Origin of the sequence: Corynebacterium qintianiae (genome assembly GCF_011038645.2) — a bacterium.
GTDB lineage: Bacteria > Actinomycetota > Actinomycetes > Mycobacteriales > Mycobacteriaceae > Corynebacterium > Corynebacterium qintianiae.
Genome location: NZ_CP064955.1, coordinates 637,563 through 662,858, shown reverse-complemented (window position 1 = coordinate 662,858; position 25,296 = coordinate 637,563). Strand labels below are relative to the sequence as shown.

Sequence of the window (25,296 nt, the reverse complement as noted above, 5' to 3'; positions counted from 1 at the left end):
GGCCTAACCTTACTTCCGACCCGGCGCGATGATTCTCTTCACCTGCCGCTTGCGGTTGTCCAGTTCGCGCTGCTCGCGGTGGCGGCGGCGCTCGACGGCGAGCTGGCGGGCGAAACGCTCCTGCTCCTTCTTGTCCAGATAGATGGTGTCGTTCGAGACGTCCTTGACAATCGCGAACATCAGCGCGACCAGAATCACCAAAAACGGCGTGGCGGCGACGATGGTGACGGACTGCAGCGCGTTCAGGGCATCACTACCGCCGGTGATCAAGAGCGTCAGGCCGACAGCGGCGGTGCCCAGTCCGAAGACCGCGGCGAGCCACGGCTTGGCGTCTGCCTTGCCGCTCTGTGCCATGGAGGCCATGACGGTGGAGGCGGAGTCGGCGGAGGTGATGAAGAAGGTGCCGAGAAGGACGACGGCGAACATCCCCATGAAGAACCCACCCGGCAGGGTGTGCAAGAGGTTGAACAGCTGCTCCTCCGCGGCGCCCGAGCCGTAAATAGAGTTCCCCTCCTGCTCCAGCTTGATGGCGAACCCACCGAAAATAGAGAACCAGATCGTCGACAGAATCGACGGCACGAGCATCACGCCGAGGCAGAACTCGCGGATGGTGCGGCCCCGGGAGATGCGGGCCAGGAACATGCCGACGAAGGGAGACCAGGAGATCCACCACGCCCAGTAGAAGATCGTCCAACCGGAGAGGAACTCTCCCGCCTCACCGTCGGCGCTTTCCGCGGTACGGCTGGCCATGAGGAAGAACTGGTCGATGTAGGAACCCACCGCCGTGGGCAGCATGTTGAGAATGTTGACGGTCGGTCCGACGACGAACACGAAGATCGCCAGCAGCGCCGCGATAACCATGTTGAAGTTCGACAGCCATTGTATTCCCTTGCCCACGCCGGACATCGCGGAAAGGAGAAACGCGAGGGTGAGCACGGCGACGATGCCGACGGTCAGCTTCGTCGACGGAGAGTCGACGAAGCCGGACGCCTGCAGACCCGACGAAATTTGAAGGGCACCGAGCCCGAGAGAGCAGGCCGTGCCGAAGATCGTGGCGAAGATGGCGAGCCCGTCAATCAGCTTTCCCAGCACGCCGTCGGCACGCTTCTGGCCGATCAGCGGCACGAAGGCGCTGGAGAGAAGCTGCTTGCGCCCGAGGCGGAATGTGGAGTACGCGATAGCCAGGCCGATCACCGCGTAGACCGCCCACGGGTGCAGTGTCCAGTGGAACATCGTCTGCGCCATCGAGGTTCCCACCTCGTGCGTTGACCGTCCCGGCACACCGTCGCGGTACATGCTCAGCGGCTCCGACGCCCCGTAGAACATCAGCCCGATGCCCATGCCAGCCGCGAACATCATCGCGATCCAGGAAACGGTGCTGAACTCCGGCTGCTCGTCCGCGGACCCTAGGCGAATTGTCCCGAAGTTCGAGAACGCGATAACGAGAACGAAGCCGACGAAAATAGTTCCGAAGAGTACGAAGGCCCACCCGACGTTCTCAATCACCCAGTTAAAAGACGCGTTGGCGAAAGCGGCGAAGCTGTCGGTTCCGAGCAGGCCCCACCCGACCACCGCGGCCACCAAGACCACGATCGGCGCGACAATCCCCCAGCTGATGGGAGCGTTTTCGTCCTCGGAAGCGCGCTCGACAGTGTCTTCCGGTGCCGCCGAAGTGATCTCGGCGCCGCGGCTGTCAGCCTCGATGAGCGCCGCGAGCTCGCTCGTGGCCGACGCCGCGTCAGCGGGTTCTTGTTTTGTCATCCCTGTGCTCCTTCATGCGTCTCGTTTTAGTAGACGCATGGCAGGCTACCCCAAACTTCCTGCCAGGGTTAACTCTCCCCGCGCGCCTCCAGTGCCGCGTCATAGAGCTCACCGGACTTCACCCCATGGGACCGGGCGACGTTTTTGACCGCGTCTTTCAAGCGCTCACCTGCCGAAACCCTCCCGCGAACCCGCTCGACCAAGTCGTCGATGTCGGGAGAATCAGCCTCCCCTCCCTCGATAACGACGGTGATCTCTCCTCGCAGCCCGTCCGCGGCCCACTCGGCAAGCTCGCTTAGCGACGCCCGCCTGACCTCTTCGTAGGTCTTCGTCAGTTCCCGGCACACCGCGGCGCGGCGCCCGCCGCCGAGCACGTCAGCGGCATCTGCCAGCGTCGCCGCAATGCGGTGCGGGGACTCGAAGAAACACACAGCACGGTGCTGGCCCTTGAGAGATTCGAGCCAGGCCCGGCGCGCACCCGGCTTTCGCGGGGCGAAACCGTCGAAGATGAAGTGGCCGACGTTCAACCCGGACAGTGCGAGCGCGGTGGTCACGGCCGACGGCCCAGGCACGCACGTGACCGGCACTCCCGCGTCGTGCGCGGCGGAGACAACGACGTGGCCAGGGTCGGAGACGAGCGGCATACCGGCGTCGGTGACGACGAGGACCATGCGGTCGCGGGCGGCGTCGATAAGCTCGTCGACCCGGAGTTTCTCGTTGTGGTCGAAGTTGGACACCACCTTCGCCTCCAGCTCCACGCCCAGGGCCGCGGCAAGCTGGCGGGTGCGGCGGGTGTCCTCGGCGGCGATGACGTCAGCGCAGCGCAGGGCCTCGACGAGGCGCGGGGACGCGTCGCCGATGTTGCCGAGTGGGGTCGCCGCGAGGACGACGCCCGTGGCGGGGACGGTTGATTCACGGGCGCTCATGGCGTCCAAGGGTAATATCCCCTGAGTGACTACGGCTATCTCCCCCGCTCCCAGCGCACCTGTGACGGTCCCGTGGGCCCGGCGCGACACCGTGGCGCTCGCCATCGTCGCGGGCCTCGCGCTGTTTACCCGTTTCCTGGGCCTGACGCAGCCGACGGCGGGTGGCACGCCCGTGTTCGACGAGAAGCACTACGTGCCGCAGGCGTGGGACATGGTGCGCTCGTTCGAGAACCCGGTGCTCGGCGGGATCGAGTCGAACCCGGCCTACGGTCTCGTCGTGCATCCGCCGCTGGGCAAGCAGCTTCTGGCCGTCGGTGAGTTCTTGTTCGGTTACACGCCGCTCGGCTGGCGCCTCATGCCCGCCCTGTTCGGGGTCGGAATCGTCATCTTCACCATGCTCCTGTGCCGCCGGCTCAGCCAGTCGACGACGCTGGCGTTTTTCGCCGGCATGATCGCGGTGTTCGACGGCGTGCTGCTGGTCACCTCGAAATTCGGCATGCTCGACGTGTTCCAGGTGTTCTTCGTCGTCGCCGCGGCGTGGGCGCTGGCGGGTGACATGCGGCAGGTTCACGAGCGGATGCACCGCGCCCCCCGGGAGGCCTTCGCCGGTGCCCTCGGACCCCGCCTGGGCTTCCGGTGGTGGCGCTTCGCCGCCGGCGTCCTGCTCGGCCTCGCGCTGGGTGTGAAGTGGTCGGGGCTGTACTACATCGCGTTTTTCGGCTTGCTCTCGGCATTCTGGGACCTCTGGCTGCGCCGCCGCTACGGCGTGAGAAGCCCCGTCGCGGGCACGCTGCTTCGCGACATCCCGGCGGCCCTGGCCTCCCTCGTCCTCGTGCCTGCCCTTCTCTACATCTGGGCGTGGCGGGCGTGGTTCGCCTCCGAAACCTCGGTGTACCGCCACGCCGCCACGGACGGCACAATCAGCGGTTCCGATTGGCCGTGGTTGAACGTGCTGCCCGACACCGTGGCGAGCTGGCTTTACTACCACCTCTCGGTGGCGCAGTTCCACGCCAGCCTGACGTCGTCAAGCGGGCATTCCCACCCCTGGGACTCGAAGCCGTGGGCTTGGCTAGTGGGTGCACGGCCGATCCTCTACTACTCGGCGACGGACATCAAATGCGGCGCGGCAACCTGCCGCGAGATGATCTTCCTGTTCGGCGCACCCGCCATCTGGTGGCTGACCGTGCCCGTGCTGCTGTGGTCAGCCTGGGTGTGGCTCACCCGCAGGGACTACCGCGTGATTGTCCCGGTGGTCGCCTTCGCCGCCGGTTTCCTGCCGTGGCTGGCGGCGTTCGACCGGCAGATGTATTTCTTCTACGCCGCCGCGCTCGCGCCGTTCACGATCGTTCTCATCTCGTTGATACTGGGGACAGTGGCTGGGCTCGGTCGGCCGGTGGCCAGCAAGCGGCTGCGGCGATTCGCCGGCTACCCCGTTACCAGCGGCCACCTCGCGGTGGTGCTGTACATGGCGCTGGTGATCGGGATGTTCGTCTACTGGGCGCCCATTCTCTACGGAATCCGGATCCCCGACGGCTATTACAACGACATCATGTGGCTGCCCAGCTGGCAGTAGCTGCCACTTAGGAGGGATCCGCGTTCAGCAGCCGCCACGCCTGAGTGATCTGCGGGCCGCGGTCCGCCGCGAGCGTTCCCACCAGCGCGAGCAGTGTCGGAAGCAGGATGAGAACGTGGGCGGCGGAACTGTCCCCCGTCTGCAGCACCGCGTCGCGCACGACGAAGCCGAGCGTGAAGGTGAACATCGTTCCCACGATCAGCGCAATGCCCGGAATTTGCGCGGGGCGCAGCGCCGCGTACCCCAGCGCGCAGGCGACACCCAGGCGCACAGATGCAGTGGAGGGGTCACCGTCGGCGGCGAGGAACGTAACCGCCCACGCCCCCCACAGCAGCGCCACCGCGGCGAGCGCGACCCGGCCAAGGGCGAGAAGTACCAGACGGCGCTGGGAAAGCTTGCGCCACTGCCCCTCTACTCCCTCGAGAATCACCCGGGAGAGGTCCGCCGGCGGCGCCATACCACCGTCGACCTCCGCGAAGCTCAGGTTGCGGGAAAGAGACAAAAGTCGTTGGTAATAGGCACCGCAATCAGCGCACTCCGCGACGTGGGCGTCCACCACGGCGTCATCCAACCCGCTGAACTCCCCGTCGACGCGGGCGGAGAGCGCGCACCGCACCTCGTCATGGCTAACCACGGGTGAGCACCCCGTCCAAACTGGCGCGCCCGGCCCCGAAGACCACGACGATGAGCAACACCACCGTCAACACCAGCGGGTACTCCACGCCGCCCGACTCCGAGAAGAAACCGTGCTCGAGGTGGACGAAATAGGTGGCCGCGGCGGCAAGCAGCGCGAGCGCACCTGCAACCAGCGTGGTGAGTAACCCGATGATGAGCAGTGCCCCGCCGATCAGCTCCACCGACCCCGCGAGGTAGGCGCTCACCCGCGGCTGCGGCACGCCCCACTGGGCGAACTGGCTGGCGCTCTCCCGCATGCCCGTTTCAAACCAGCGGCGGTACCCGCGCCCGACGAAGACCGCACCGAGGACGAAACGCAGCACGAGGAGTGCGAAATCGCGGACCGCGGGCCTGTTCATGCGGTACAGATTACCCGCGGAACCTGCGGGCGCGAACTACAGTCCAATAGGACATGACTTCTTCCGAATTCGGCGCGATCATCGGCCCCGTCGTCGGCGACGACGGGCTCGCCCGCCCGCCGTGGGCCGCCAGCGACCCACTGTTGCGCGAGTACTACGACACCGAGTGGGGCATGCCAGTGCGCGACGAGCGCGGCATGTTCGAGCGCGTCTGCCTGGAGGGTTTCCAAGTCGGCCTGTCGTGGCGGCTCATCCTGCAGAAGCGCGACGCACTGCGCGAGGCTTTCCGCGGTTTCGACCCCGATGAACTCGTCTGCATGGAGTCGGTCGAGCATCTGCTTGGCGACGCTTCCTTGATACGCAACCGCCGCAAGCTAGAGGCAGTACTTACCAACGCCCGGGCAACAGTCGCCTTGCGCGGTGAGGGCACGCATCTGGGAGAGTTCGTGTGGTCCTACCAGCCCGATACCACGCCTGCCCCGCGCACGATGGACGAAGTGCCTACGCGCTCGCGCGAGTCCGAGCAGCTGGCGAGGGATCTCAAGGCGCGGGGATTCACCTTCGTCGGGCCTGTGACCATGTACGCCTTGATGGAGTCCACCGGGATCGTCGATACGCACCTGGTCGGCAGTTGGCGCAGGGGCTGCTCCGGCGTGTGGGGCGCCGAAGCCTAGGCGATCAAGTGCGGGACTGGTCCCACACTTCCTTGGACGCGGAGAAATTCACCGCAGCGATAATCAGCCCCACCACGATGTCGAACCAGGGCGTGGGGTAGAGGAAAGTGAGCAGGCCAGCGACGATGATCAACACGTTCCCGAGGGCGTCGTTGCGCGCCGCCAGCCATGCCCCTGTGGCCAGCGAGATGCCCGCCCCGCGCACGCGCAAGAGGATGACAGCGCAGACGACGTTAACCACGAGCGCGCCGCTTGCCACGAGGGTGAGCCCCTCGGGCGAAGGCGGAACGGGGTTGAGGATCTTATGCACCACCATGGCTAAGGCGGCGAACGCGGGGATGAGGATGAGCCCGGCGAGGACCTGACCGGCGACGCGCCTGCGCGCTGCCGGCCACGCCACAGCGGCAAACACAAGCAGGTTGATCGCGGTGTCCTCAAGGAAGTCGACCGAATCGGCGAAGAGCGAGGCGGAGCCGATCGCCGCCGCAGCGGTGAATTCGACCACGAAGTAGGCCAGGTTGAGCAACGCGACGGCGAGGACCGCGCGACGCATTAGCTGGCCCGGTGGTAGTCGTCGTACTCGTAGCGCACGCGCGCATATTCGGAAGCGCCCCCGCGGTGGTTCTCAAGGTTGCTGAAATCCGGGCTTTCGTCATCGAGCTCGACGATGACCGCACCCGGCATGCGGCGCTGTCGGGGGGCAGCAGATGCAGCCTCCGCGGTAACGACCCCGAGGCGCGCGCGCCGGAGCTGGCGGACGCGACGCGCGAGCAGGGCGCGCTCCTGGCGAACCACGGAACGCAGCGCGACCATGTACCACACGGTCAGCGCGATAGTCAGAATCGGCGCCGCCCAGGCCCAGCCGCCGGCGACGAACGCGGCCACGAACGCGATGACATCGGCGACGATGAGACCGAGCAGGGTGCGCTGGCGGCGCTGGAAACGGTCGGCGCGTGCCGCGCGCTCACGGACCGGATCCCACCCGCCACGACCGCGGCGGTTCTGCGCGAACGCGATCTCGTCGTCGGTGAGCTCACCAGATTCGGAGTCGGCAACCTCGGCGTTGTCAGCGTCGTCGGTGTCCGAATCTGTCTCGGTGTCCCCGGCGTCCTCTGGCTCCGCGTAACCGTAGTCGCCGGGCGACGCGTAGGAGTCGTTGAATTCGTAGAAGTCCTGCCCCTCACTGTCCGTGTGCTCGTCATCCGCGCGCTCGTCGTCCTGCGCGTTAAGGACGGAAAGGGCGGTCGAACCGGATTTATCCTCGGCGGCGCCGTCGTCGACAACCTCACCGTCGACAAGCTCGTCCTCGGAAGCCTCCGCGAGCACCGTCACGGCCAGCGGCGCGGCCTCCGCCTCCACGACCTCATACTCCTCGAGGTCGGCGTCGTCGTGGCGGTGCACGTCCGCGGCGGAGAGCTTCGGGCGGCGGCGCTGCGCCACGGGCTCGCTCCCTCCGGTGTGGAGGACCCGGGTGGCGTCGTACCCATCGCCGGAGTGGCGGATCGGCTTATTGTTGCCCATGACGATCGGGGCCAGCACGATCACCCAGACGACGATGATCAGCACGATAATCAAGCTGAGGCTGCCCATGCGGGAGGCCACCTTTCTTCCGGCAGGTACGAACAGTTAAACCGAAGCTCAGGCTATCGGTCAGGAGCTGACTGCCCGCTTAAGGCACGCCGAATTTTTCCCGCCGATTTTAGGCGGGCCACCGCCGTGGTGCCGTAGTCATCGACGTTGAGTGCGACGAAGTGGTGGTCGCGCCACGCACCGTCAATGTGCAGGTTGCGGCGCAGGTATCCCTCTTCGCTGTAACCGTTGGCAATCAGCACCCTGCCCGAAGCGGGGTTGTCGGGCAGGTAGGTGGCGGTGACACGGTGCAACCCGACGCGCCCGAAGGCGTGGTCGGTGCCGAGGGCGCACGCGGCCGTCGCCACGCCGCGGCCCATGAACGCCGAATGGACCCAGTACCCGATCCAGCACTCGCTGATGGATCCGTGCTGGATGTTGCCGAGAGTGACTTGGCCCGCGAAATACCCGTCGACTTCAATCACCAGCGGGACCACGACGCCGTCCGAGGCCATCCTCCGCAGGTTGGCGAAGGTGGCGCGCCAGGCTGTCCGCGTGTGCGCTGCCGTCCACGAGGTGGGAACCGTCGGCTCGACGGGCCTGAGCCAGCGTTCGTCGGTGATGCGGAAGCGCGCCCAATCGCGCCCGTCGCTCGAGTTCAGTGGTCGCAGACGCAACCGCGCGCCGTCACACAGTTCGACCTCCCCCGTGCTCTCCGGCCAACCCGGGTGGTACGAGCTCGACCCGAGGAAGCGCAACATTGCCCCCACCACTTAACGCTGCTGGAGAAATTCGACGTCGACGAGGTCTCCGGGGCGGACCTCCGTGATATCCCTGGGGATGCGGATCAACGCGTTGGCCTCGGCGAACCCGGCAAGCAGGTGTGCGGGTGCCCCCTCCGCGCCGCTGAGGCTCTGGACCAGGTAGTCACCGGTCTCCGCGTCGCGCATGAGCCGGCCGCGCACCAACCCCAGGCGGCCGGGCAAGGACTCGATGCGGCCGAGGGAACGGGCCTGCACGGTGCGCCGCGTCGGCTCGGCCTTGCCCAGGGACTGCCGGATCGTCGGCCGGATCAGGGCCTCGAAAATCACCAGTGAGCTGACCGTGTTCGGCGGGAGCAAGAACACCGGGATCCGCTCCTCGCCGACTAGCCCGAAACCCTGGACAGAGCCGGGGTGCATCGCCACGCGGGTGGTGTCGATCTCGCCAAGGTCGCGCAGGACGTTCTGCACCGGCTCTGCGCCGCTTCCGCCGACGGCGCCCGTGATGATGAGCATTTCACTTCTCGACGCCTGGTGCGCAATCGTCTCCTTCAGCCTGCGCGGCTCGGCATTAATGATGCCGGCCCGGGTCACCGTCGCCCCGGCCTCTTTGGCCGCGGCCGCCACCGCGTAGGAGGCTACATCGTACACCTGGCCGAGGCCCGGGTCGCGTTCAATGTCCACCAGCTCTAACCCGAAGGACATGACGGTCACTCGCGGACGCGGGTAGACAAGCACCTTGTCACGCCCGGACGCAGCGAGAAGTCCGATCTGCGCGGGGCCGAGAACCGATCCCTGCCGCACCGCGACGTCACCGGGCTGGATGTCGTCGCCCGCCTTGCGCACGAAGTCGCCGGTGCGCACGGGCCGACTCGGGGTCACCCGCTTGCGTCCGCGGTCGCTCCACTGCAGCGGGAGCACGGCGTCCGCGAGCGTGGGCAAAGGGGCGCCCGTGGCGACCCGCACCGCCTGTTTCGGTTGCAGGCGCAGCGGCTTCTGCGATCCCGCGGCGACCTCGCCGACAACGGGCAGCGAACGCTCCACCGGCCGATCTTTCTCCGGCCCCGAACCCAGCGCGACCCCGCCGCCGACATCGACCGCACGCACCGCGTAGCCGTCAACGGCCGCCTGCGGGAACCCCGGCAGCGGGTTAGCCGCCGAGACCTCCTCGGCGCACATGAGGCCGAGGGCATCGGTGATTCCGACGCGGATCGGCTCCGGCACTGGCGCGGCGTCGACCACGATCGCTAACTGGTCCTCCACACTCCGCATCATGGCCACCATGCTCGCAGACTACATTTCTGCTTCGTATTCGCGCAGGATCGCCTTGATGGCGGTGTACAGTGCCGGGCCGTACTTCTCGTCGCGCAGTCCGAAATCCACGTTCGCCGGGATGTAACCGGCGGGGTTGCCCAGGTCGTGGCGCTTTCCCTCGTGCACGACCACATGCACCGGGTGGCCCTCGGCGATCATCAGCGCGATCGCGTCCGTGAGCTGAAGCTCGCCACCCTTGCCCGGGGTAATGCGGCGCAACGCGTCGAAAATCCCGCGGTCGAGCAGGTAGCGCCCCGTGGCCACCAGCGTCGAGGGGGCCTCCTCCTTCGCCGGTTTCTCCACCATCCCGCGGACCTTCTTCACCGCGAACCCGCCGAAATCGGTCTCGATCTCCTCGACATCGAACACGCCGTAGTTGAACACCTCGTCCGGGGTGACGTTGAACGCGCACAGCACGGATCCGCCGAGCTCCGCGCGCACGGCCGCCATCTTCTCCATCACACCGTTCGGTAGCACCAGGTCATCCGGCAACATCACCGCGACGACGTCCTCATCGTCATCGAGGGCGGATTCCGCGCAACCCACCGCGTGGCCCAGGCCGAGGGGCTTGTCCTGGACAACCGACACGGCGTCGATCAGCTGCGCGGCGCGCGCGACCTTCTCCACCTGAGTGGTCTTGCCGCGCTCGGCCAACGTTTCGCACAGCGACTCGAACCGGCCAAAGTGGCGCATGATCTCCTGCTTCTCCGGGGCCGTGACAATCGCCAAGCGCGTAGCGCCGGCTTGGGCCGCCTCCTCGGCGATCAGCTCGATGCCCGGCGTGTCCACCACGGGCAAAAGCTCCTTCGGAACAGTCTTCGTCGCTGGCAGGAACCTGGTTCCCATACCGGCCGCCGGCACAACGACGGTCCTGATTCCGGGCGAAGAGTTCTCACTGGTTGTCCGCATAAGTGAGCAGCTTACCCGCGCGGCCACCCATTCCCGCGAGCGACCCTTGGGCGTTTCCTGTGCGAGTATGTGCCCATGACCTCCAAGCAGGCGATGCGTGAGCAACACCACGCTTATCGACGCCACCTCCGCGACAACCCCGAGCTCAAGCGCGATTTGGACCGGTCGATCACCGCACACGCCGTCCGCTACGTCGCTTCCTTCGGCGGCGGCAACGCGGCGGCGTACCACCCTCTGCCGTCCGAACCCGGGGGCGGCGGGTTCGTGGCCTCGCTCGCCGCTGCCAGCCGGAACCTTTTTCTCCCCGTCTCGCTGGCTGGCGGTGTGCTGCACTGGACGCCGCACACGGAGGTCGCCCGGCCTGGCGCCCTCGGCATTACAGAACCGGCAGGGGCGCGGTTCAACTCGAACGTCCTGCGTTCATGCTGCGTGATCGTCGTTCCTGCTCTGGGTGTCAGCCGCCGTGACGGGATGCGGCTGGGCAAGGGCGCCGGTTACTACGACCGGGCGCTCGCGGGTGTGGCGGTGCCTACCGTCGCCGTGGTCTACGCCCGCGAGTTCGTGGACGGGGTGCCGCACGACGCCCACGACGTCCCCGCCGACGCCGTGATCACCGAAGACGGTGTTTTCGAGCTGTAGGGAACCATTCCCGTCCGCAGGCAGTCCAATATGGTGTGAAGGCGACCGAGAACCTACTGCATATTCTCCGCGAACCCGGTTATCGGCGCAGTGTGCTGGTGCGCCGGGTCGCGGCCGGAGCCCTTCTGGCCGCGGCCGGTCTCAACGCGCTCGCACACCGCAACGCGGACCCCGTCGTGGCCACCTTCTCCCGGGCCACCGCCGCGGGGGAGGTTGTCGAGGCCTCGGACGTCGAGCTGCGGAGGATGCCGGCGGATGCGGTCCCCGACAACGCCCTGACCGAACTCGACGCCGCCACGGGCCAGATCCTCGCGGCGCCGGCGTCGAGGGGCGAGGTCGTCACCTCGACCCGCTTGGTCGGGCCCGACCTCGTACGCGAGCTCGTGGCCGGGCAGCCGCCAGAGACCTACTCCCTCGTCCCGGTAGCTCTGGCAGAGCCCGACATCATCCCCATGCTCCACCACGGAGCAACCGTTGACGTGGTTACGGTTTCGGCGGACGGTGTGCGGCCGGCGACCGTCGCGACCGGTGGGCGGGTCGTGCTCGCGGGGGCCGAGGAGGGCACAGTGATGCTCCTGCTCCGGAACTCGGAGGCTGCCTCAGTGGCCGCCGCTTCCCTATCTTCGCCTTTAACTGTCGTGTTGGGTGGGCCGGCACCGGGTTAAACGTCTAAGATTCCTGGCATGCTTGAAGGTTTCAGAGACTTCATCATGCGCGGCAACGTCATCGACCTCGCGGTTGGTGTCGTCATCGGCTCCGCATTCACCGCCATTGTCACCGCGTTTTCCACCAACATCATCAACCCGCTTATCTCCAGCCTCGGCGGAACGGACTACGGGTTCGGATTCAACGCCATCCCCGGAAACGACGCAACCTTCCTGAACTTCGGCGCGCTGCTGACCGCCATCATCAACTTCCTGCTCATTGCGGCTGTGGTCTACTCCCTCATCGTCGCACCCATGAACAAACTCGACGAGATGCAGAAGCGCCGCCGGGGCATCAGCGAGGACGAACCCGCCCCGACGGACACGGAGCTCCTCACCGAGATCCGCGACCTCCTGGCCGGGCAGAACCGCCCGGGCAGCACTCAGCTTCCGTAATGTGGCGGGCGCTCGTCCTCGTAGTATTCAAGGTCCGTTAGCGGGGGCGCAGCGTCCTCGTCCAAAACGACGAAAGGGTCGTCTGCGGCGCGAGGCATCACGGTGTCCGCGTCCCGGTCGTAGTCAGCATCGGCGGTGCGCTTCGCGCGCCGCCTCTTCTTATCTGCCACGGTCTCGGGCCTAGACGCTGTATTGGTTCAGATCCGCGATCAAGTGGGTGACCAGCGGCTGAAGAGTGGACATACCGTCGCGGATCGCCTGGCGACTCGCGGCGAGGTTGACCACCACCGTCGATCCGGAGACGCCGCAAATTCCGCGCGACGTCGCAGCGTCGACAGCGCCGACGCTTTGCCCCGAGGATCTGATCGCCTGGCCGACACCCGGGACCATCTTGTCAATGACCGCGCGGGTCGCTTCCGGGGTCTTGTCGCGCGGCCCGACACCGGTGCCGCCGACTGTGAGAACGAGGTCCACGCCACCGACGACGCCCGTCTCGATCGCCTTGCGGATATCCGCCTTCTTCGACTTCACGCGAACGACGGCGTCGACCTTGAACCCCGCCTCGAACAAGAGCTCACCGACTAGCCGGTGCGTGTCATCCTCGGGATCCTCGAAACGGTGGTCGGACACGAGCACGACCAAGGCGCACGGCGGCACCGGCGTGTTGTCCTGCATCTCAGTCGCGAGCAGGAAAGCGTCATCTGGCTCGGCGAGTTCCAGAGCGTCAAGCGTGTTTGACATGGGCTTTCCTTCTTTCTTTTCGGTGCCGCCGAGATCGGCGACGGTGCAGATTAGAACTTACTCCGAACTAAGCGTCACATCTACCGATCGCGAATCTTCGCTTCCCTCGGATTGAACCTGAAGTGTCACGGTCTCCCCGAAATCACGGGAGCGGGTCGCGGCGATCAGGGCGTCGGCAGAATCGATTGGCCGGTCGTTGAGGCGCGTGATCACGTCACCGGGCTTGAGACCCGCCTTGTCCGCGGGGCTCCCGGGCTCCACGCCCGCCACAGTCGCGCCGCGGGCCGGATCGACGATGCTGACCTGGACACCGAGCATCGGCTGGCGCGCCTCACCCGTCTCGATGAGCTGCTTGGCTACGCGCTGCGCGAAGTTCGACGGAATAGCGAACCCGAGGCCGATAGATCCCGCGCCGCCCTGCGGGCTGGACGACATCGATGCGATGACCGAGTTCATGCCGACGAGGTTTCCGTTCATGTCCACCAGCGGGCCTCCGGAGTTGCCGGGGTTGATGGCGGCGTCGGTCTGAATGCCGTCCATCAACGAGCTCTCACCACCGCCCTGGGCGGCGCGCACCGGGCGGTTGAGCGCCGAGACGATGCCGCTGGTCACGGTGGCCGAGAATCCCAGTGGTGAACCCACCGCCACCACTTCCTGCCCCACTTGCAGCTCATCCGAGTCACCGAAGCGGATGACAGGCAAGTTCTGCACGCCCTCGATCTGGAGCACGCCCACGTCGGTGTTGACGTCGGAGGCGACGTAGGTGGCGGGGTGGGTGGTGCCGTCGTTAAGCGTCACCGCGATCTTTGCCCCGCTTTCCCCCTCGGCAATGACGTGGTGGTTGGTGAGCACGTAACCGTCGCCGGAAATAATCGATCCGGAGCCCTCCGCGCTCCCGCGCGGGCCCTCAACGGTGATGGACACAACTGCGGGGAGGACTGTCGCGGCGACCTCTTCGACAGACCCTTCCGGTGCGGGTTCACTGTTGGAGGCGGGCTTCGCGTCGAGCGCGTCGCTGACGTAGGACGCATTCGCATCCCCAGCCGCGTTGCCGGCGAGGTAGCCGGCACCAGCCCCGGCGATCAGCGATGTGACGAGTGCGACGGCGATGGCCGGGCCTGTACCCGAGCGGCGGGGCTGCGTGTTCCCCTGAGGCGGTATGGGATTGTTCATGACGCATCATTGTCCTCCCTGCCACTGTGCCACGTCTGCGGGCTGCAGCGAGTGTGACGTAACGTTTCCTGAGCGTTTGCTGAAAGCAAAAACCGGGCCGCCTCGTCACGAGGTGCCCGGTTGGTGCGAGAGCTAGCTAGAACTGCTCGACGTCGATGAGGCCGGCCTTGGCGGCCTTGACCAGACGGCGCGGGATGCGCACCTCCTGGCCATCGATCTTGACGGTCTGCAGGTCGGGGTTGTCGGCCTTCCACTGGGAGCGTCGCGAGTGCGTGTTAGCGCGGGACTTACGGAACTTCTGTACAGCCATGTTGTCTTCTCCTCCTTCGACCTACTAGTTAGCGGACTTCTTCTTGCGGCGGGCAAGGCCACCGTAGCGCTGGTTGAACTTCTCAACGCGGCCGGCGGTGTCCATGAGACGCTGAGCGCCCGTCCAGAACGGGTGGGACTCTGCGGTCACGTCGACGACGACGAGCGGGTACTCGTTGCCGTCTTCCCACTGCTCGGTGCGGTCGGAGGTCATCGTGGAGCGGGTCAGGAACTTGTTTCCCGTGTTACCGTCCTGGATGATCACCGGATGGTAATCCGGGTGAATATCATTCTTCATGCTGGATTCGTCTCCCTCAGGATTGAACTACGGGTCGGTTCCGCGATTCGTCATCGGCAGATCGTGCCCGAGTTGGGTGCGAAAATGGTCTTTCGTCCGGCGTACGCTGGACAACTCGCAATATCCTACAGGTGACGTGCGCAGATACCTAATCCCCTTTGAACCTTTTGAGCTCAGGACGCGATGACCCGAACCCGTTTTCTGCTCCCCTTTTTCGCCACCGCCTCCGTCGCGGCTCTCGCCGCCGTCGACACCACCGAGGCAGTAACGTTGCTGCGCCGACTTCTGCCCGTCCTCGGTTTCGCGGGGGGGATGTCGGTGGTGGTCAACCTCGCCTCCGAGGTCGGTGTTTTCGAGTGGGCGGCGGCGCGCGTCCGGCGCTTCGGGTTCCTGGCGCTCTGCGTCGTCGCGACGGTATTCCTCTCGTTGGACACGACGGCGATCATGCTCACCCCGCTCGCCGTGCACCTCGCCCGCCGCCGCGGTTCGCGCGTCACCTCGCTCGCGCTGCCAGTCGTCTGGATCGCCAACCTCGCCTCGTTACCTTTGGCGGTCTCCAACCTGACGAACCTCCTGGCCCTAGGCACCATCGGGCCGCAGTACGTCCGAATCGCGGCCGCACCGTCGCTGGTAGCCATCGCCGTCGCAGTCATCGCGGCGCTGCTTATCGACGCCCACCCGACGCGCTCCCCCACCAACCACGGCGACACTCCCGCACCGCCCGTGGCGGCGCTCGCGGTTGTGGGGGCGGCGATGTGCGCTCTGTTGACGCCGATCCCGTATTGGGTTACCAGCTCCGCCGCCGCCCTAGCGATGGTTCTGCTGGTGGGCAGCAAAACCCGGGGCGCACTGCGGCTTTCGCTGATCCCCTGGTCCGCGCTCGCGTTGGCACTTGCGCTCTCCTCCGCGGCTACGGCGGCTATCACGCTCTGGGGCACCGTCAGCGTCAGCGGAGTGTGGGCAATGGCGGGGGCCGGGGCGGTTGCGGCAAACCTGATCAACAATATCCCCGCGTACTTCCTCCTTGAACCCGCCGCTTCTGGCCCGACGGAGCTCGTGGCCTTGTTGATCGGCGTCAACGCCGGCGCGATCGTGACGCCGTGGGCGTCTCTTGCGACGCTGCTCTGGGCCGACCAGCTCCGTCGCGCCGGCGAGCCCGTGCCGTGGCGGCAGTTCGTGTGCTACGGAGCTTTACTCGCTCCCCTTGCGGTGGCAGGCGCCACCGGAGCCCTCGTGATTGCTCAGCGGTAAAGACGGTGCATGGCAATCTCGACGGGGCCGCGCTTGAACCGGCGCAGCCACAACATGCTGAATCCGACGAGGAACGCACATATCAACAGGTAGATGCCCATCACCCAGTAGATCTGCCCCGGCCCCAACGTGCGCCGCGCCAGCCCGAGGCCGAAGTCGTAGAACAGCACCGAGGAGATGAGATTCTGCAGGATGTAGCAAGTCAGCGCCATCCGTCCGACAGAGGTGAGTGCTTTACCCACCGCGCCTAGCTCATTGCCGCGCCTGACGTAGTACTCGGCGATGAGTGCGAGGATGCCGAACGCGACGATGGCGGATGTGATGTAGCGTGTGGACGTCGCCGCGGTCGAGGTCGCGAATAAACGCAAGCCCCAGTCCACGGGCAGCCCGACGCCGAGGCCGAAGATGAGGACCTTCCGGCGCAAATCTCCGCGGTCGGGAGCGAACAGGCCTGCGCGGTAGAGGCGCGCGCCGAGGGTGAACATCCCCAGGCCCATCATGATCAGAATAGGAATTTCGAAGCGCCCGTCCACGAAGTGCGTCACGCGAGTGTGCACCATCGCCCAGTAGCTCCCCGTGGAATCGTAGAGCTGCATGGATTCGGACGCCGCAGCGACTTCGTCCTCGCTGGCGGAGCTTTGGAACAGGTGGAGTGAGACGTCGATAAGCGCGATGACCGCAACATGAACGACGATCGCGGCCCACATGAACACCTTCTGAACGCGCTCGCTTCGCGCGATGATCGGGGCGACGGCGAGCGCGGTGAGACCGTAGCCCATCAGCACATCAAATTCGAAGACGAAGATGTAGTTGAGAAGGCCCTCGGTCGCAAGCAGCGCAGCGCGCCAGTAATAACCGCCCGGCCACCGCCGCTCCTTGCGCACGGCGGACTGCCGCTGGATCTCGAGACCGATGCCGAACATGATTGTCAGTAGGCCGAGGAACTTGCCGTCCGTGACTAGGTGGAGCACCGCGTTGATCACCGCCTCCGCGCCGCCGCCGCGGGTAATTTCACCCGCCATGGAGAAATCCGGGTCTTTCAGCAGCGCCTCCATCGTGGGGGAGGAGCCGGAGGCTGCGGAGTAGGCGAAGATCCAGATGTTCGTCGCCAGGGTGCCCAGAATCGCGATACCGCGGGCGACGTCGAGGGCGACGATTCGGGAAGATTTCGAGCGCATGCGTGAAAGTAGTACCATGGCGCGGGGGCGGGCGTCGAGAAGCGGAAATGCGATTAGGAAAACCCGCAGTGACCCTGTAGTGTTGACTCTCGCTGTTGTCGAAGTACACGTTTACGCCTGCGTCAACCGATTGCTACCGGCACCCTCGATAGGGCCTCACCCCTCGAGTGCGGTGTCACCCTCACAGGTAATCAGCGCGTGGGCGGCAGAAGAGAAAGAAGTCAACCCATGTCGGCACATTGCCAGGTCACGGGACGTCAGCCGTCTTTCGGCAAGACTGTCTCGCACTCGCACCGCCGCCACTCGCGCCGTTGGAACCCCAACGTGCAGAAGAAGCGGTTTTACCTGCCCTCCGAGGGCCGTACCATCACCCTGAACGTCTCCACCAAGGGACTGAAGATCATCGACCGCGACGGCATCGAGTCTGTCGTCGCCGCAATCCGCGCACGAGGTGAGAAGATCTAATGGCACGTAACGATATCCGCCCGATCATCAAGCTGAAGAGCACCGCGGGCACCGGGTTCACGTACGTGACCCGCAAGAACAAGCGCAACAACCCGGACCGCATCACGCTGAAGAAGTACGATCCGGTAGTTCGCAAGCACGTCGAATTCCGCGAGGAGCGATAATTTATGGCTAAGAAGTCTAAGATCGCCAAAAACGAGCAGCGCAAGGAGATCGTCGCACGTTACGCGGAGCGCCGCGCTGAGCTCAAGGCAATCATCCGTAACCCGGAGACGTCCGATGAGGACCGTCTCGACGCTCAATTTGAGCTCAACCGCCAGCCGCGCGATGCCTCCCCGGCCCGCGTGCGTAACCGTGACTCGCACGACGGTCGCCCCCGCGGCTACCTCCGCAAGTTCGGTTTGTCCCGTGTCCGCATGCGCGAGATGGCTCACCGCGGTGAGCTTCCGGGCGTCCGTAAGTCCTCGTGGTAAGGAGGAGCTAACACTATGAAGCGTGGAAATAACCAGCGCAAGCAGCGCATGGAGCAGTCCCGTCGCCCGAAGAAGAACCCGCTCAAGGCCGAAGGCATTGAGAAGGTCGACTACAAGGACGTCAAGACACTGCGTCTGTTCATCTCGGATCGCCACAAGATCCGCTCCCGCCGCGTCACGGGCCTGACCCCGCAGCAGCAGCGCCAGGTCGCTACCGCTGTGAAGAACGCCCGCGAGATGGCTCTCCTGCCGTTCACCAGCCGCTAAGGGCTCGGTTGACAACAGCAGCGTAAGAGTTTTTCGACTCGAAAAGGCACCCGCCACTCCACTCCGGTGGAGGGCGGGTGCTTTAGAATTGGATGCCATGTCTGGAACAGTGGGCCGCCCCCGCAAAAACAGTCCGCGTCGCAGGGGAAAAACCGCCCGCGACGAGATTCTCGACGCCTCCTCCGAGCTGTTTACCACCCAGGGTTTCGCCACCACCTCCACCCACCAGATCGCGGACGCCGTCGGGATCCGCCAGGCGTCGCTGTACTACCACTTCCCGTCCAAGGCGGAGATCTTCCTGACCCTCCTCATGGGTACCGTGCAGCCCTCTCTCGACCTGGCCCAGGACCTCGCAGAAACGGACGAAAGTCCGGCGCTGAAGCTGTGGGCGCTCGTCGCGGCGGAGACCCGCATCCTGCTTTCCTCCAATTGGAACATTGGCCGGCTCTACCAGCTGCCGGTGGCGCTGTCGGAGGAGTTCCACGACTACCACGACGCGCGTCAGGCGCTGGAGGATGTATTCCGCGGCCTCGCAGCAGAAATTGTCGGCGACGACGACCCGCGCATCGACCTACCCTTCCAGATGACCCTCGCCGCAATTGAGTTGCGCGACAACACGGGCAAGGCCCCCTACCCGCTTGTCGACGACGCCCTGCCCGCGCCCTCGGTCATGATCGCCGACGCCGTCCTCGACGTTCTCCACGCCGACCTGCCGGACAACCGCGGTATGCGCACCCTCGACCTCGTGTCCAAAGTGATGGACACCATCTCCTAGCAGGCCGCGGTCGGGAGGTCGTCGAGAAGCGGGCGCAAGCCCTCCGCAACCGCCGTCGCCATTGCCTGTCCGGTGGCGTAGTCACCCGACGCCGGGATGACCGTGAGACCGAGTGCGACGTCCTCGCCGCGGTTGTTGCTCACTAGCGCGAGCTGCCGAACTTGATACCCGCCGCTTGTCGACGGCCCCCAGCCGCCTTTGAGCCGGGCACCCGGAAGCTGCCCGAAACCGTACGCCTGGTCTGAGTTCACACTGCCCATCAGCGATAACGTGGGGCCCGCCCCGGCGACGCAGCCGAGGTGTGAGGCGAGGGTCGCCTCCTGGCTCGCTGTGAGCAGTGTCTGCCCGAAAACGGAGTACTCCGGGCGGATCTTCTCCGTGTTAACAGTCGTGCCGACGCCGGCGTCTGCGAGGACCTGGTTGACGTCCCCGGGAGTGACCGCCAGCCACAAACTCTCCGCCGCGACGTTGTCGGAGGCCTGGATCGCCGCGGGGCCGAATACTTCCGCCTCGACAGGGGCGAGGCGCGAGGCCGCAATGGCGATGGGCACTTTGATGGTGGACCACGCGGGGTACGCACCGTCGTCCCCGCCCGCTAAGGCGCCCCCGGCGCCGGCGACCGCGACCCCCACTGATCCCCCGAACGTCTGCGCCACGCTGTCCGCCACTGCTTGGAGCCGTTCCTGCGCTGGCTGCCCCTCGCTCTGGACTGGCTCACTCTGGACTGGCTCGTTCTCGACGGTGGTGAGCACCGTCGACGTCACCACCGCAGGGACTGTCTCGTGGCTGCCCACCGTGCAGGCCGACAGCACCGCACCGGCCGCCACGGCTGCGCACAGGGAACGCGGCTTCGTTGCAAACATCACCAAATGCGGACAACGGCGTTGTTACCACCGCGGCAATATACCGTTCCGGAACCGCTGCAGCTCATGTTGTAATTCTTGCCGGTCACCGGGCTGTAAACGCGGACGGAGACATTGGGGCCGCCAGCGTTCGCGCAGGCGTCCCGGAAGGCGGAGTACACGTTGGCAGCGAATTCACCTGAGGTCGCACTCGTTCCGGCGGCGTAGTTGGAGTACCCGCAGCCGCGGTTGGAAGCCGGAGCCGGCGCGTGCTCCGTAACCGTTTTAACCTCCCCCTCGGATCCGGTCTGCTCGGTCGGCTGCTGCCTGGTCATGGTCTGGGTTTCCATGACCGTGACCGGGGTGTTCCCATTGTTGCCCGAGGTGAAACCGAACCCGTTACCTGCGCCGCTCATGTAGGCGATCATGCCCACGAGAGCGAGCAGAAGCGCCACCACGCCCACCACGAGCGCGACGATGAGACCCCGGTTTCCGTTGGCCGGCTGGGGCGCTGGCTGAGGGGCTGCGTAAGGGTAGCCCTGGGGCGGGAACTGCTCGGTGGGGGGACGCTGCTGTCCCCAGTCGTAATTGTTGCCCTGCATTGCGGTGCGCCTTCCAATGGAACTATCAACTTCCTGGTTTATAGCACCTTTTCCGGCGGCGGGCTGGGGATTCGCCGTTAATGTGAGAAGTGGCGCGTACCCGTCAGGTACATCGTTACCCCCGCCTCGTTGGCCGCCGCGATGACCTCTTCATCGCGGATGGACCCACCGGGCTGCACAACGGCGGTGACGCCAGCGTCGGCGAGAACCTGGAAGCCGTCGGCGAACGGGAAGAACGCGTCGGAGGCGGCTACGGCACCAGTCGTGCGGTTAACTCCCTCGTCGAGGGTGTTGGCGCGCTCTACCGCGAGCTTGGCGGAGTCGACCCGGTTGACCTGACCCATGCCCACGCCCACCGAGGCACCGTCGGCGGCGATGAGGATCGCGTTGGACTTGACGCAGCGGATGGAACGCCACGCAAACTCAAGGTCCGCGAGCACCTCGTCGGACGCAGCTTCACCGGCGACGAGCTGCCAGTTTTCGGTAGCGTCGCCCTCGGCTTGGAAAATGTCGCGCTCCTGGACTAGGAAGCCGCCGGAAATCTGTTTGACCTCCTCGCCGCGGAACTCGGGGTCGACTTCCAGGATGCGCAGGTTCTTCTTTTCTTTGAGCACTTCTAGGGCGGCCGCCTCGTAGGAGGGCGCGACGACTACCTCGGTGAAGATTGGCTTGATGGATTCGGCGAGCTCCGCAGTGACCTCGCGGTTGACGGCGATAACGCCACCGTAGGCCGAGACGGGGTCGCAGGCGTGGGCCTTGCGGTGCGCCTCCGCGATCGAATGATCGGACACAGCGATGCCGCATGGGTTCGCATGCTTGATGATGGCGACGCACGGGCGGTCGTGGTCCCAGGCGGCGCGCCACGCGGCGTCGGCGTCTTGGTAATTGTTGTAGCTCATCTCCTTTCCACCGTGCTGGACGGCGTTGGCCAGGCCCCATCCCTCGTTGATCAGGCTGGCGGACTGGTGCGGGTTCTCGCCGTAGCGCAGGTCACCCTCTCCCTCGGCATCGAGCTGCTCCGCGAACCAGTCGGAAACGGCCGCGTCGTAGTCCGCGGTGTGGGAGAACGCCTCGAGCGCGAGCTCCCGACGATCACCCAGGGAAAAACCGCCGCCGCGAACGGCCTCAGCCACATCGCCGTAGCGCTGCGGGTCGGTCACAATGGCCACAGACGGGTGATTCTTCGCCGCCGCGCGCACCATGGACGGCCCGCCGATGTCAATCTGCTCCACGCACTCGTCGAACGACGCGCCGGATGCCACGGTCTCCTCGAATGGGTACAGGTTGACCACAACGAGCTGGAAAGGCTCGATCCCGTGCTCGTCGAGCTGGCGCACGTGGTCCTCCTCGCGCAGGTCGGCGAGGATACCGGCGTGGACGCGCGGATGCAGTGTCTTCACACGGCCGCCGAGAATTTCCGGGAAGCCGGTGAGGTCCGCGACCTCAGTGACATTCACACCCGCGTCGGCGATGCGTTTCGCGGTGGAGCCGGTGGAGACGATCTCGACACCGGCCTCGCCGAGCGCCTTTGCCAGCTCGTCCAACCCGGTCTTGTCGTAAACGCTGACGAGCGCGCGTTTGATCTCGATGTGGTTCTCAGCCATTAGAAATGGACCTTTCCGTTATCAATGTGGGCGCTGCGCAGGACGTCGACGATGAGCGCGCGCTCTTGTACCTTAATTCTCTCGTGCAGTTCCGCCTCGGTCTCACCCTCACGGATCTCCACTGCCTTCTGGGCGATGATCTCTCCGGTGTCCACCCCGGCGTCGATGAAGTGGACGGTGGTGCCGGTGACTTTGACCCCGTAGGCCAGCGCATCGCGCACCGCGTGCGCCCCGGGGAATGACGGCAACAATGCCGGGTGCGTGTTGATAAGGCGGCCCTCGAACCGCTCGAGGAAGTCGGGGCCGACGATGCGCATGAAACCTGCGGAGACGACGATGTCGGGCTGACCGCCCACCACCGCGTCACGCAACCGCAGGTTCCACTCCTCCCGGTCGCCGGCCAGCTCGACCACTTCCGTGCGCACGCCAGCGGCTGAGGCCCGCTCGAGTGCGGGGCAGTCGGTGTCAGCGACAACGAGGTTCACCCGGTAGGACTCGTCCTGGTTGTCCAGGATGGACTGAAGCAGCGTACCCGACCCGGAGACGAGGACGGCGACAGATTTCTCGGATCTTTCAGTCACGGCGACGAGTTTAACCCGCGTGACCGCCATCGTCCGTGGGCGGGACCCATTTCGTACTTCCCCCCGTGGGCTTCTCGCTTTGCGACGCCTCCACCGCTTCAGGCTCCGGTTCTTCCTCAGGCTCCGGTTCAGGGGCCGCGGGGTGGCGCAACCGGGCAATCAGCAGCACTGCCACACCAATCGCGGCCACCCACCCCAGAACAAGGGCGGGAGTGGCCACCGGGTGCGCGCCGATGTAGCCGTACGCGCCCGCGCCGCCCGCGCCGAACGGCATGAGCACGAACAGAATCACTGCCGCCCACGCGGCTGCTAGAAGGACCTCTTTGACGCTGCATTCGCGGGTGGCGAAAAAGTGCGCCAGAACCGCTGCGGGAACGAGCATGAGCACCGGCGCCCACACGGCGGCGTCACCTGGCACCGCTGCGAACAAAGGCAGCGGCGGCAGCGCTACCGGGTCGACAGAAAACAGGGACGCGGAAGCACCCGCGTACTCCAGACTTCCCCCGAGCATCGCACTCAGCATCGCCAGAACGGCATTCGGCAGATAGAGGATGCTCAGCGCTATCAGGGTCGCCACCCCGGTGCCCGGGAGCGTGGGGAAGGCGTCGATAAGCGTCGAGACCCTCTCCCCTCCCGCAATGAGCAGACCGAGAAAGACCACAGCTGCTGCGGCGAGCAGGCGCACGACGATTGCGGAAGCGGTGCGCGCGGTATCGATAACAACGTCGGGCGCGCCCACCCTGCGCGCCAGCGCGCGCCAAACAATCGGCCCGATGCCGACAATCATGCCCAGCCCGTGGACCACTAGGGGCAAAAGGACAGCTGCAAGTGGGTGCGGGGGTGCGAGCGGGTAAACAGCGGACGCGTCCGTGACCATGAACAACGCGATAAAGGTGAGCGTCAACGGAATGCCCAGGCCAAGCGCCGCGATGGCACCCAGGTCGAGAATGCTGACGCGCTTGCGCGTAGCCACGCGCACCCGCTGCGCAACAAGGGCGGCGACGGCGACCGGCGGCAGCATCGGGGTCAGGCCGAGCGTGACACCATCGAAGGTCGCGGGCACGCCGTGGGAGACGAGCCACATCTCCCCAATCGCGGCCGGCAGGTACGCCATCGGGGAGCCCGACAGCAGCACGAGGGCGAGGCACAGCGCCACCACTGCGAGCGCGGCAACGACGCTCGGCGCCGCCGCGAACGGCAGGTAATGGCGGAGCCGCTCGGACCACGTCTCGGGAACGGTTGGGGCCGGCTCAGGGCGAGGCGCGGAGACACGTTTTCTTCCCGTTGTTCCGGTTCTGCGACGCCGCCGCACTGCGGAGGAGGCCGTGGGCGGGGTGGTGTGCGGGCTCGACTTCGTACTCATCCACCCCATTGTCCCACCCGCACCGCGCCGAGTGGGCGATGAACACCCTGAAACCTGCCGGTGAGAGGGCTGGCCGAGGCCGTGTAACAATTGCCGCCGTGAAACGTATAACTAAATTCGCGATGTGGCTTGCCATGCCTTGACCTAACCGTTACAGTATCCCTTCGTAGATAACGGGAAGGTCACAATCCTTTCACGGAACGGAATCCAGCGGACAGACTGAAGAGGACTACATGTTCAATTCCACGAAGGCACGCCAGGGCGGCAAGCACCGTAAGCAGTCCCCCAACAAGGGACGCGTCGCTCTTGTTGCCGTCGCCACTGGCGCCGTCTCCACTGCTGGCGTCTCCGGCGCCGCCGCAGCAGCCATCCAGTCCGACAAGGTCACCGAGCCCACCGCGGACTTCGAGCTAGCGGCCGACGCCGACGTCGTGGACGCCGAGGTGCCGTCTGCCGAGTCCGCTCCGCAGATCCTCGCGATTGCCGAGTACAAGCCGGTGGAGAACCTCTCCAGCCAGCTGGACAAGGCTGTCCAGCACTCGGAGATCGTGGCCAAGGCGGACGAGCTGCTCCGCGCCCCTTCGAGCATCAAGCCTGCTGAGGGCGCCTTTACATCCGGTTTCGGCCCGCGTTGGGGGGCGTTCCACGCCGGGATCGACATTGCGAACGTGACCAACACCCCGATCCTCGCGGTCATGGACGGTACCGTAATCGACTCCGGTCCGGCCCAGGGTTACGGCCAGTGGGTCCGCCTGAAGCATGACGACGGAACCGTGACGGTCTACGGCCATGTGGAGACCTTGAATGTCGCCGTAGGTGAGCGCGTGCGAGCTGGCCAGCAGATTGCCGGCATGGGCAACCGCGGGTTCTCCACCGGCACTCACCTCCACTTCGAGGTCCACCCCGACGGAACAACCCCGGTCGACCCGGTGCCGTGGCTCGCGGCCCGCGGCATCACACTCTAAGCCATTCCCGACCTCACCCCGCTCCCCCGGAGCGGGGTTTTGCGTGCGCGTACCGACGCCCGGGGGTAATTCAGACCACCCCCGAGCCCAATCACTTTAGTAACAATTTCCACATTAGTAACACACGCCTTACGCTGCACTTTTCCGGC

General features: G+C 65.8%; 32 protein-coding genes. 12 read left to right on the top strand and 20 right to left on the bottom strand.

What is annotated here, in order from left to right:
• Window positions 1-9: 9 nt before the first annotated feature.
• Entirely contained in the window at window positions 10-1,761 is a 1,752-nt protein-coding gene (locus G7Y29_RS03315; protein ID WP_165001972.1) for a BCCT family transporter, read from the bottom strand.
• Window positions 1,762-1,829: 68 nt separating this feature from the next.
• Window positions 1,830-2,687, bottom strand: coding sequence for a 16S rRNA (cytidine(1402)-2'-O)-methyltransferase (gene rsmI, locus G7Y29_RS03310; RefSeq protein ID WP_165001971.1), 858 nt, complete (start codon window positions 2,685-2,687; stop codon window positions 1,830-1,832).
• Between the two features lie 25 nt (window positions 2,688-2,712).
• Between rsmI and G7Y29_RS03305 the strand changes: the two genes are divergently transcribed.
• Window positions 2,713-4,260, top strand: a complete 1,548-nt coding sequence (locus G7Y29_RS03305) for a dolichyl-phosphate-mannose--protein mannosyltransferase (RefSeq protein WP_165001970.1) — start codon at window positions 2,713-2,715, stop codon at window positions 4,258-4,260.
• Window positions 4,261-4,267: 7 nt separating this feature from the next.
• On the opposite strand, the gene G7Y29_RS03300 is transcribed toward G7Y29_RS03305, so the two are convergent.
• Complete coding sequence (locus tag G7Y29_RS03300) at window positions 4,268-4,894, bottom strand: zf-HC2 domain-containing protein (protein ID WP_165001969.1); 627 nt, start codon at window positions 4,892-4,894, stop codon at window positions 4,268-4,270.
• Entirely contained in the window at window positions 4,887-5,294 is a 408-nt protein-coding gene (locus tag G7Y29_RS03295; protein ID WP_165001968.1) for a DoxX family protein, read from the bottom strand. Before G7Y29_RS03295 ends, G7Y29_RS03300 begins: the two co-directional genes overlap by 8 nt.
• Window positions 5,295-5,347: 53 nt before the next feature.
• On the opposite strand from G7Y29_RS03295, the gene G7Y29_RS03290 reads away from it, so the two are divergent.
• Complete coding sequence (locus G7Y29_RS03290; protein WP_165001967.1) at window positions 5,348-5,968, top strand: DNA-3-methyladenine glycosylase I; 621 nt, start codon at window positions 5,348-5,350, stop codon at window positions 5,966-5,968.
• A 4-nt stretch (window positions 5,969-5,972) separates the two neighbouring features.
• On the opposite strand, the gene G7Y29_RS03285 is transcribed toward G7Y29_RS03290, so the two are convergent.
• The 5 genes from G7Y29_RS03285 to G7Y29_RS03265 are packed head-to-tail and all read right to left on the bottom strand — an operon-like array spanning window position 5,973 to window position 10,521.
• Window positions 5,973-6,521: a cation efflux transmembrane domain-containing protein gene (locus G7Y29_RS03285; RefSeq protein WP_165001966.1), complete on the bottom strand. Its 549-nt coding sequence runs from the start codon at window positions 6,519-6,521 to the stop codon at window positions 5,973-5,975.
• Window positions 6,521-7,558: a divisome protein SepX/GlpR gene (gene sepX, locus G7Y29_RS03280; RefSeq protein ID WP_165001965.1), complete on the bottom strand. Its 1,038-nt coding sequence runs from the start codon at window positions 7,556-7,558 to the stop codon at window positions 6,521-6,523. The genes G7Y29_RS03285 and sepX overlap by 1 nt, the downstream gene beginning before the upstream one ends.
• A 53-nt stretch (window positions 7,559-7,611) precedes the next feature.
• On the bottom strand, window positions 7,612-8,298 hold the full coding sequence (locus G7Y29_RS03275; RefSeq protein ID WP_165001964.1) for a GNAT family N-acetyltransferase: 687 nt from the start codon (window positions 8,296-8,298) through the stop codon (window positions 7,612-7,614).
• Window positions 8,299-8,310: 12 nt separating this feature from the next.
• Complete coding sequence (gene glp, locus G7Y29_RS03270) at window positions 8,311-9,570, bottom strand: molybdotransferase-like divisome protein Glp (protein ID WP_165002192.1); 1,260 nt, start codon at window positions 9,568-9,570, stop codon at window positions 8,311-8,313.
• A 21-nt stretch (window positions 9,571-9,591) separates the two neighbouring features.
• Entirely contained in the window at window positions 9,592-10,521 is a 930-nt protein-coding gene (locus G7Y29_RS03265; RefSeq protein WP_165001963.1) for a UTP--glucose-1-phosphate uridylyltransferase, read from the bottom strand.
• A 75-nt stretch (window positions 10,522-10,596) separates the two neighbouring features.
• On the opposite strand from G7Y29_RS03265, the gene G7Y29_RS03260 reads away from it, so the two are divergent.
• Genes G7Y29_RS03260 through mscL form a run of 3 tightly spaced genes read left to right on the top strand, consistent with a single transcriptional unit; the run spans window position 10,597 to window position 12,260 of the window.
• Complete coding sequence (locus G7Y29_RS03260; protein ID WP_249399793.1) at window positions 10,597-11,160, top strand: 5-formyltetrahydrofolate cyclo-ligase; 564 nt, start codon at window positions 10,597-10,599, stop codon at window positions 11,158-11,160.
• A gap of 35 nt (window positions 11,161-11,195) precedes the next feature.
• On the top strand, window positions 11,196-11,825 hold the full coding sequence (locus G7Y29_RS03255; RefSeq protein ID WP_165001962.1) for an SAF domain-containing protein: 630 nt from the start codon (window positions 11,196-11,198) through the stop codon (window positions 11,823-11,825).
• An 18-nt stretch (window positions 11,826-11,843) separates the two neighbouring features.
• Window positions 11,844-12,260, top strand: a complete 417-nt coding sequence (gene mscL / locus G7Y29_RS03250; RefSeq protein WP_165001961.1) for a large conductance mechanosensitive channel protein MscL — start codon at window positions 11,844-11,846, stop codon at window positions 12,258-12,260.
• Here the strand turns inward: mscL and G7Y29_RS03245 are convergent.
• The 5 genes from G7Y29_RS03245 to G7Y29_RS03225 all read right to left on the bottom strand — a co-directional run bounded on the left by G7Y29_RS03245 (window position 12,248) and on the right by G7Y29_RS03225 (window position 14,781).
• Window positions 12,248-12,430, bottom strand: coding sequence for a hypothetical protein (locus tag G7Y29_RS03245; protein WP_165001960.1), 183 nt, complete (start codon window positions 12,428-12,430; stop codon window positions 12,248-12,250). The two genes, mscL and G7Y29_RS03245, sit on opposite strands and share 13 nt — an antisense overlap.
• 10 nt (window positions 12,431-12,440) lie before the next feature.
• Window positions 12,441-13,001, bottom strand: coding sequence for a MogA/MoaB family molybdenum cofactor biosynthesis protein (locus G7Y29_RS03240; RefSeq protein ID WP_165001959.1), 561 nt, complete (start codon window positions 12,999-13,001; stop codon window positions 12,441-12,443).
• Between the two features lie 57 nt (window positions 13,002-13,058).
• Window positions 13,059-14,174, bottom strand: coding sequence for a S1C family serine protease (locus tag G7Y29_RS03235; RefSeq protein ID WP_165001958.1), 1,116 nt, complete (start codon window positions 14,172-14,174; stop codon window positions 13,059-13,061).
• Window positions 14,175-14,310: 136 nt separating this feature from the next.
• Window positions 14,311-14,484 (bottom strand): 50S ribosomal protein L32, encoded by a 174-nt coding sequence (gene rpmF / locus G7Y29_RS03230; RefSeq protein WP_165001957.1) that lies wholly within the window; start codon window positions 14,482-14,484, stop codon window positions 14,311-14,313.
• A 24-nt stretch (window positions 14,485-14,508) separates the two neighbouring features.
• Window positions 14,509-14,781, bottom strand: coding sequence for a type B 50S ribosomal protein L31 (locus G7Y29_RS03225; protein WP_165001956.1), 273 nt, complete (start codon window positions 14,779-14,781; stop codon window positions 14,509-14,511).
• A 183-nt stretch (window positions 14,782-14,964) separates the two neighbouring features.
• On the opposite strand from G7Y29_RS03225, the gene G7Y29_RS03220 reads away from it, so the two are divergent.
• The gene (locus G7Y29_RS03220) at window positions 14,965-16,032 is read left to right on the top strand and encodes an SLC13 family permease (RefSeq protein ID WP_165001955.1); all 1,068 of its coding nucleotides are present in this window, start codon (window positions 14,965-14,967) and stop codon (window positions 16,030-16,032) included.
• Here the strand turns inward: G7Y29_RS03220 and G7Y29_RS03215 are convergent.
• Window positions 16,023-17,210: a DUF418 domain-containing protein gene (locus G7Y29_RS03215; protein ID WP_165001954.1), complete on the bottom strand. Its 1,188-nt coding sequence runs from the start codon at window positions 17,208-17,210 to the stop codon at window positions 16,023-16,025. The two genes, G7Y29_RS03220 and G7Y29_RS03215, sit on opposite strands and share 10 nt — an antisense overlap.
• Before the next feature lie 228 nt (window positions 17,211-17,438).
• Here G7Y29_RS03215 and rpmB point away from each other — a divergent pair, with 228 nt between their 5' ends.
• The 5 genes from rpmB (at window position 17,439) to G7Y29_RS03190 (ending at window position 19,190) form a co-directional block, all read left to right on the top strand.
• Window positions 17,439-17,675, top strand: a complete 237-nt coding sequence (rpmB, locus tag G7Y29_RS03210; RefSeq protein WP_165001953.1) for a 50S ribosomal protein L28 — start codon at window positions 17,439-17,441, stop codon at window positions 17,673-17,675.
• The gene (gene rpmG, locus G7Y29_RS03205; RefSeq protein ID WP_006841072.1) at window positions 17,675-17,839 is read left to right on the top strand and encodes a 50S ribosomal protein L33; all 165 of its coding nucleotides are present in this window, start codon (window positions 17,675-17,677) and stop codon (window positions 17,837-17,839) included. The genes rpmB and rpmG overlap by 1 nt, the downstream gene beginning before the upstream one ends.
• 3 nt (window positions 17,840-17,842) lie before the next feature.
• Entirely contained in the window at window positions 17,843-18,148 is a 306-nt protein-coding gene (gene rpsN / locus G7Y29_RS03200) for a 30S ribosomal protein S14 (protein ID WP_165001952.1), read from the top strand.
• A gap of 15 nt (window positions 18,149-18,163) precedes the next feature.
• On the top strand, window positions 18,164-18,415 hold the full coding sequence (gene rpsR / locus G7Y29_RS03195) for a 30S ribosomal protein S18 (protein ID WP_006841074.1): 252 nt from the start codon (window positions 18,164-18,166) through the stop codon (window positions 18,413-18,415).
• A gap of 97 nt (window positions 18,416-18,512) precedes the next feature.
• Window positions 18,513-19,190 carry a TetR/AcrR family transcriptional regulator gene (locus G7Y29_RS03190; RefSeq protein ID WP_165001951.1) on the top strand — a complete coding sequence of 226 codons (678 nt, stop codon included), beginning with the start codon at window positions 18,513-18,515 and terminating at the stop codon, window positions 19,188-19,190.
• On the opposite strand, the gene G7Y29_RS03185 is transcribed toward G7Y29_RS03190, so the two are convergent.
• The 5 genes from G7Y29_RS03185 to G7Y29_RS03165 form a co-directional block, all read right to left on the bottom strand.
• Window positions 19,187-19,984: a serine hydrolase gene (locus G7Y29_RS03185; protein ID WP_430393286.1), complete on the bottom strand. Its 798-nt coding sequence runs from the start codon at window positions 19,982-19,984 to the stop codon at window positions 19,187-19,189. The genes G7Y29_RS03190 and G7Y29_RS03185 overlap by 4 nt on opposite strands.
• 68 nt (window positions 19,985-20,052) lie before the next feature.
• Window positions 20,053-20,634, bottom strand: coding sequence for a hypothetical protein (locus tag G7Y29_RS03180; RefSeq protein WP_165001950.1), 582 nt, complete (start codon window positions 20,632-20,634; stop codon window positions 20,053-20,055).
• Between the two features lie 77 nt (window positions 20,635-20,711).
• Window positions 20,712-22,238, bottom strand: coding sequence for a bifunctional phosphoribosylaminoimidazolecarboxamide formyltransferase/IMP cyclohydrolase (purH, locus tag G7Y29_RS03175; protein WP_165001949.1), 1,527 nt, complete (start codon window positions 22,236-22,238; stop codon window positions 20,712-20,714).
• Window positions 22,238-22,849, bottom strand: coding sequence for a phosphoribosylglycinamide formyltransferase (gene purN / locus G7Y29_RS03170; protein ID WP_165001948.1), 612 nt, complete (start codon window positions 22,847-22,849; stop codon window positions 22,238-22,240). The genes purH and purN overlap by 1 nt, the downstream gene beginning before the upstream one ends.
• Window positions 22,830-24,182, bottom strand: a complete 1,353-nt coding sequence (locus G7Y29_RS03165) for a cell division protein PerM (protein ID WP_165001947.1) — start codon at window positions 24,180-24,182, stop codon at window positions 22,830-22,832. The genes purN and G7Y29_RS03165 overlap by 20 nt, the downstream gene beginning before the upstream one ends.
• Before the next feature lie 233 nt (window positions 24,183-24,415).
• Between G7Y29_RS03165 and G7Y29_RS03160 the strand changes: the two genes are divergently transcribed.
• Entirely contained in the window at window positions 24,416-25,147 is a 732-nt protein-coding gene (locus G7Y29_RS03160; protein WP_165001946.1) for a M23 family metallopeptidase, read from the top strand.
• Window positions 25,148-25,296 lie beyond the last annotated feature (149 nt).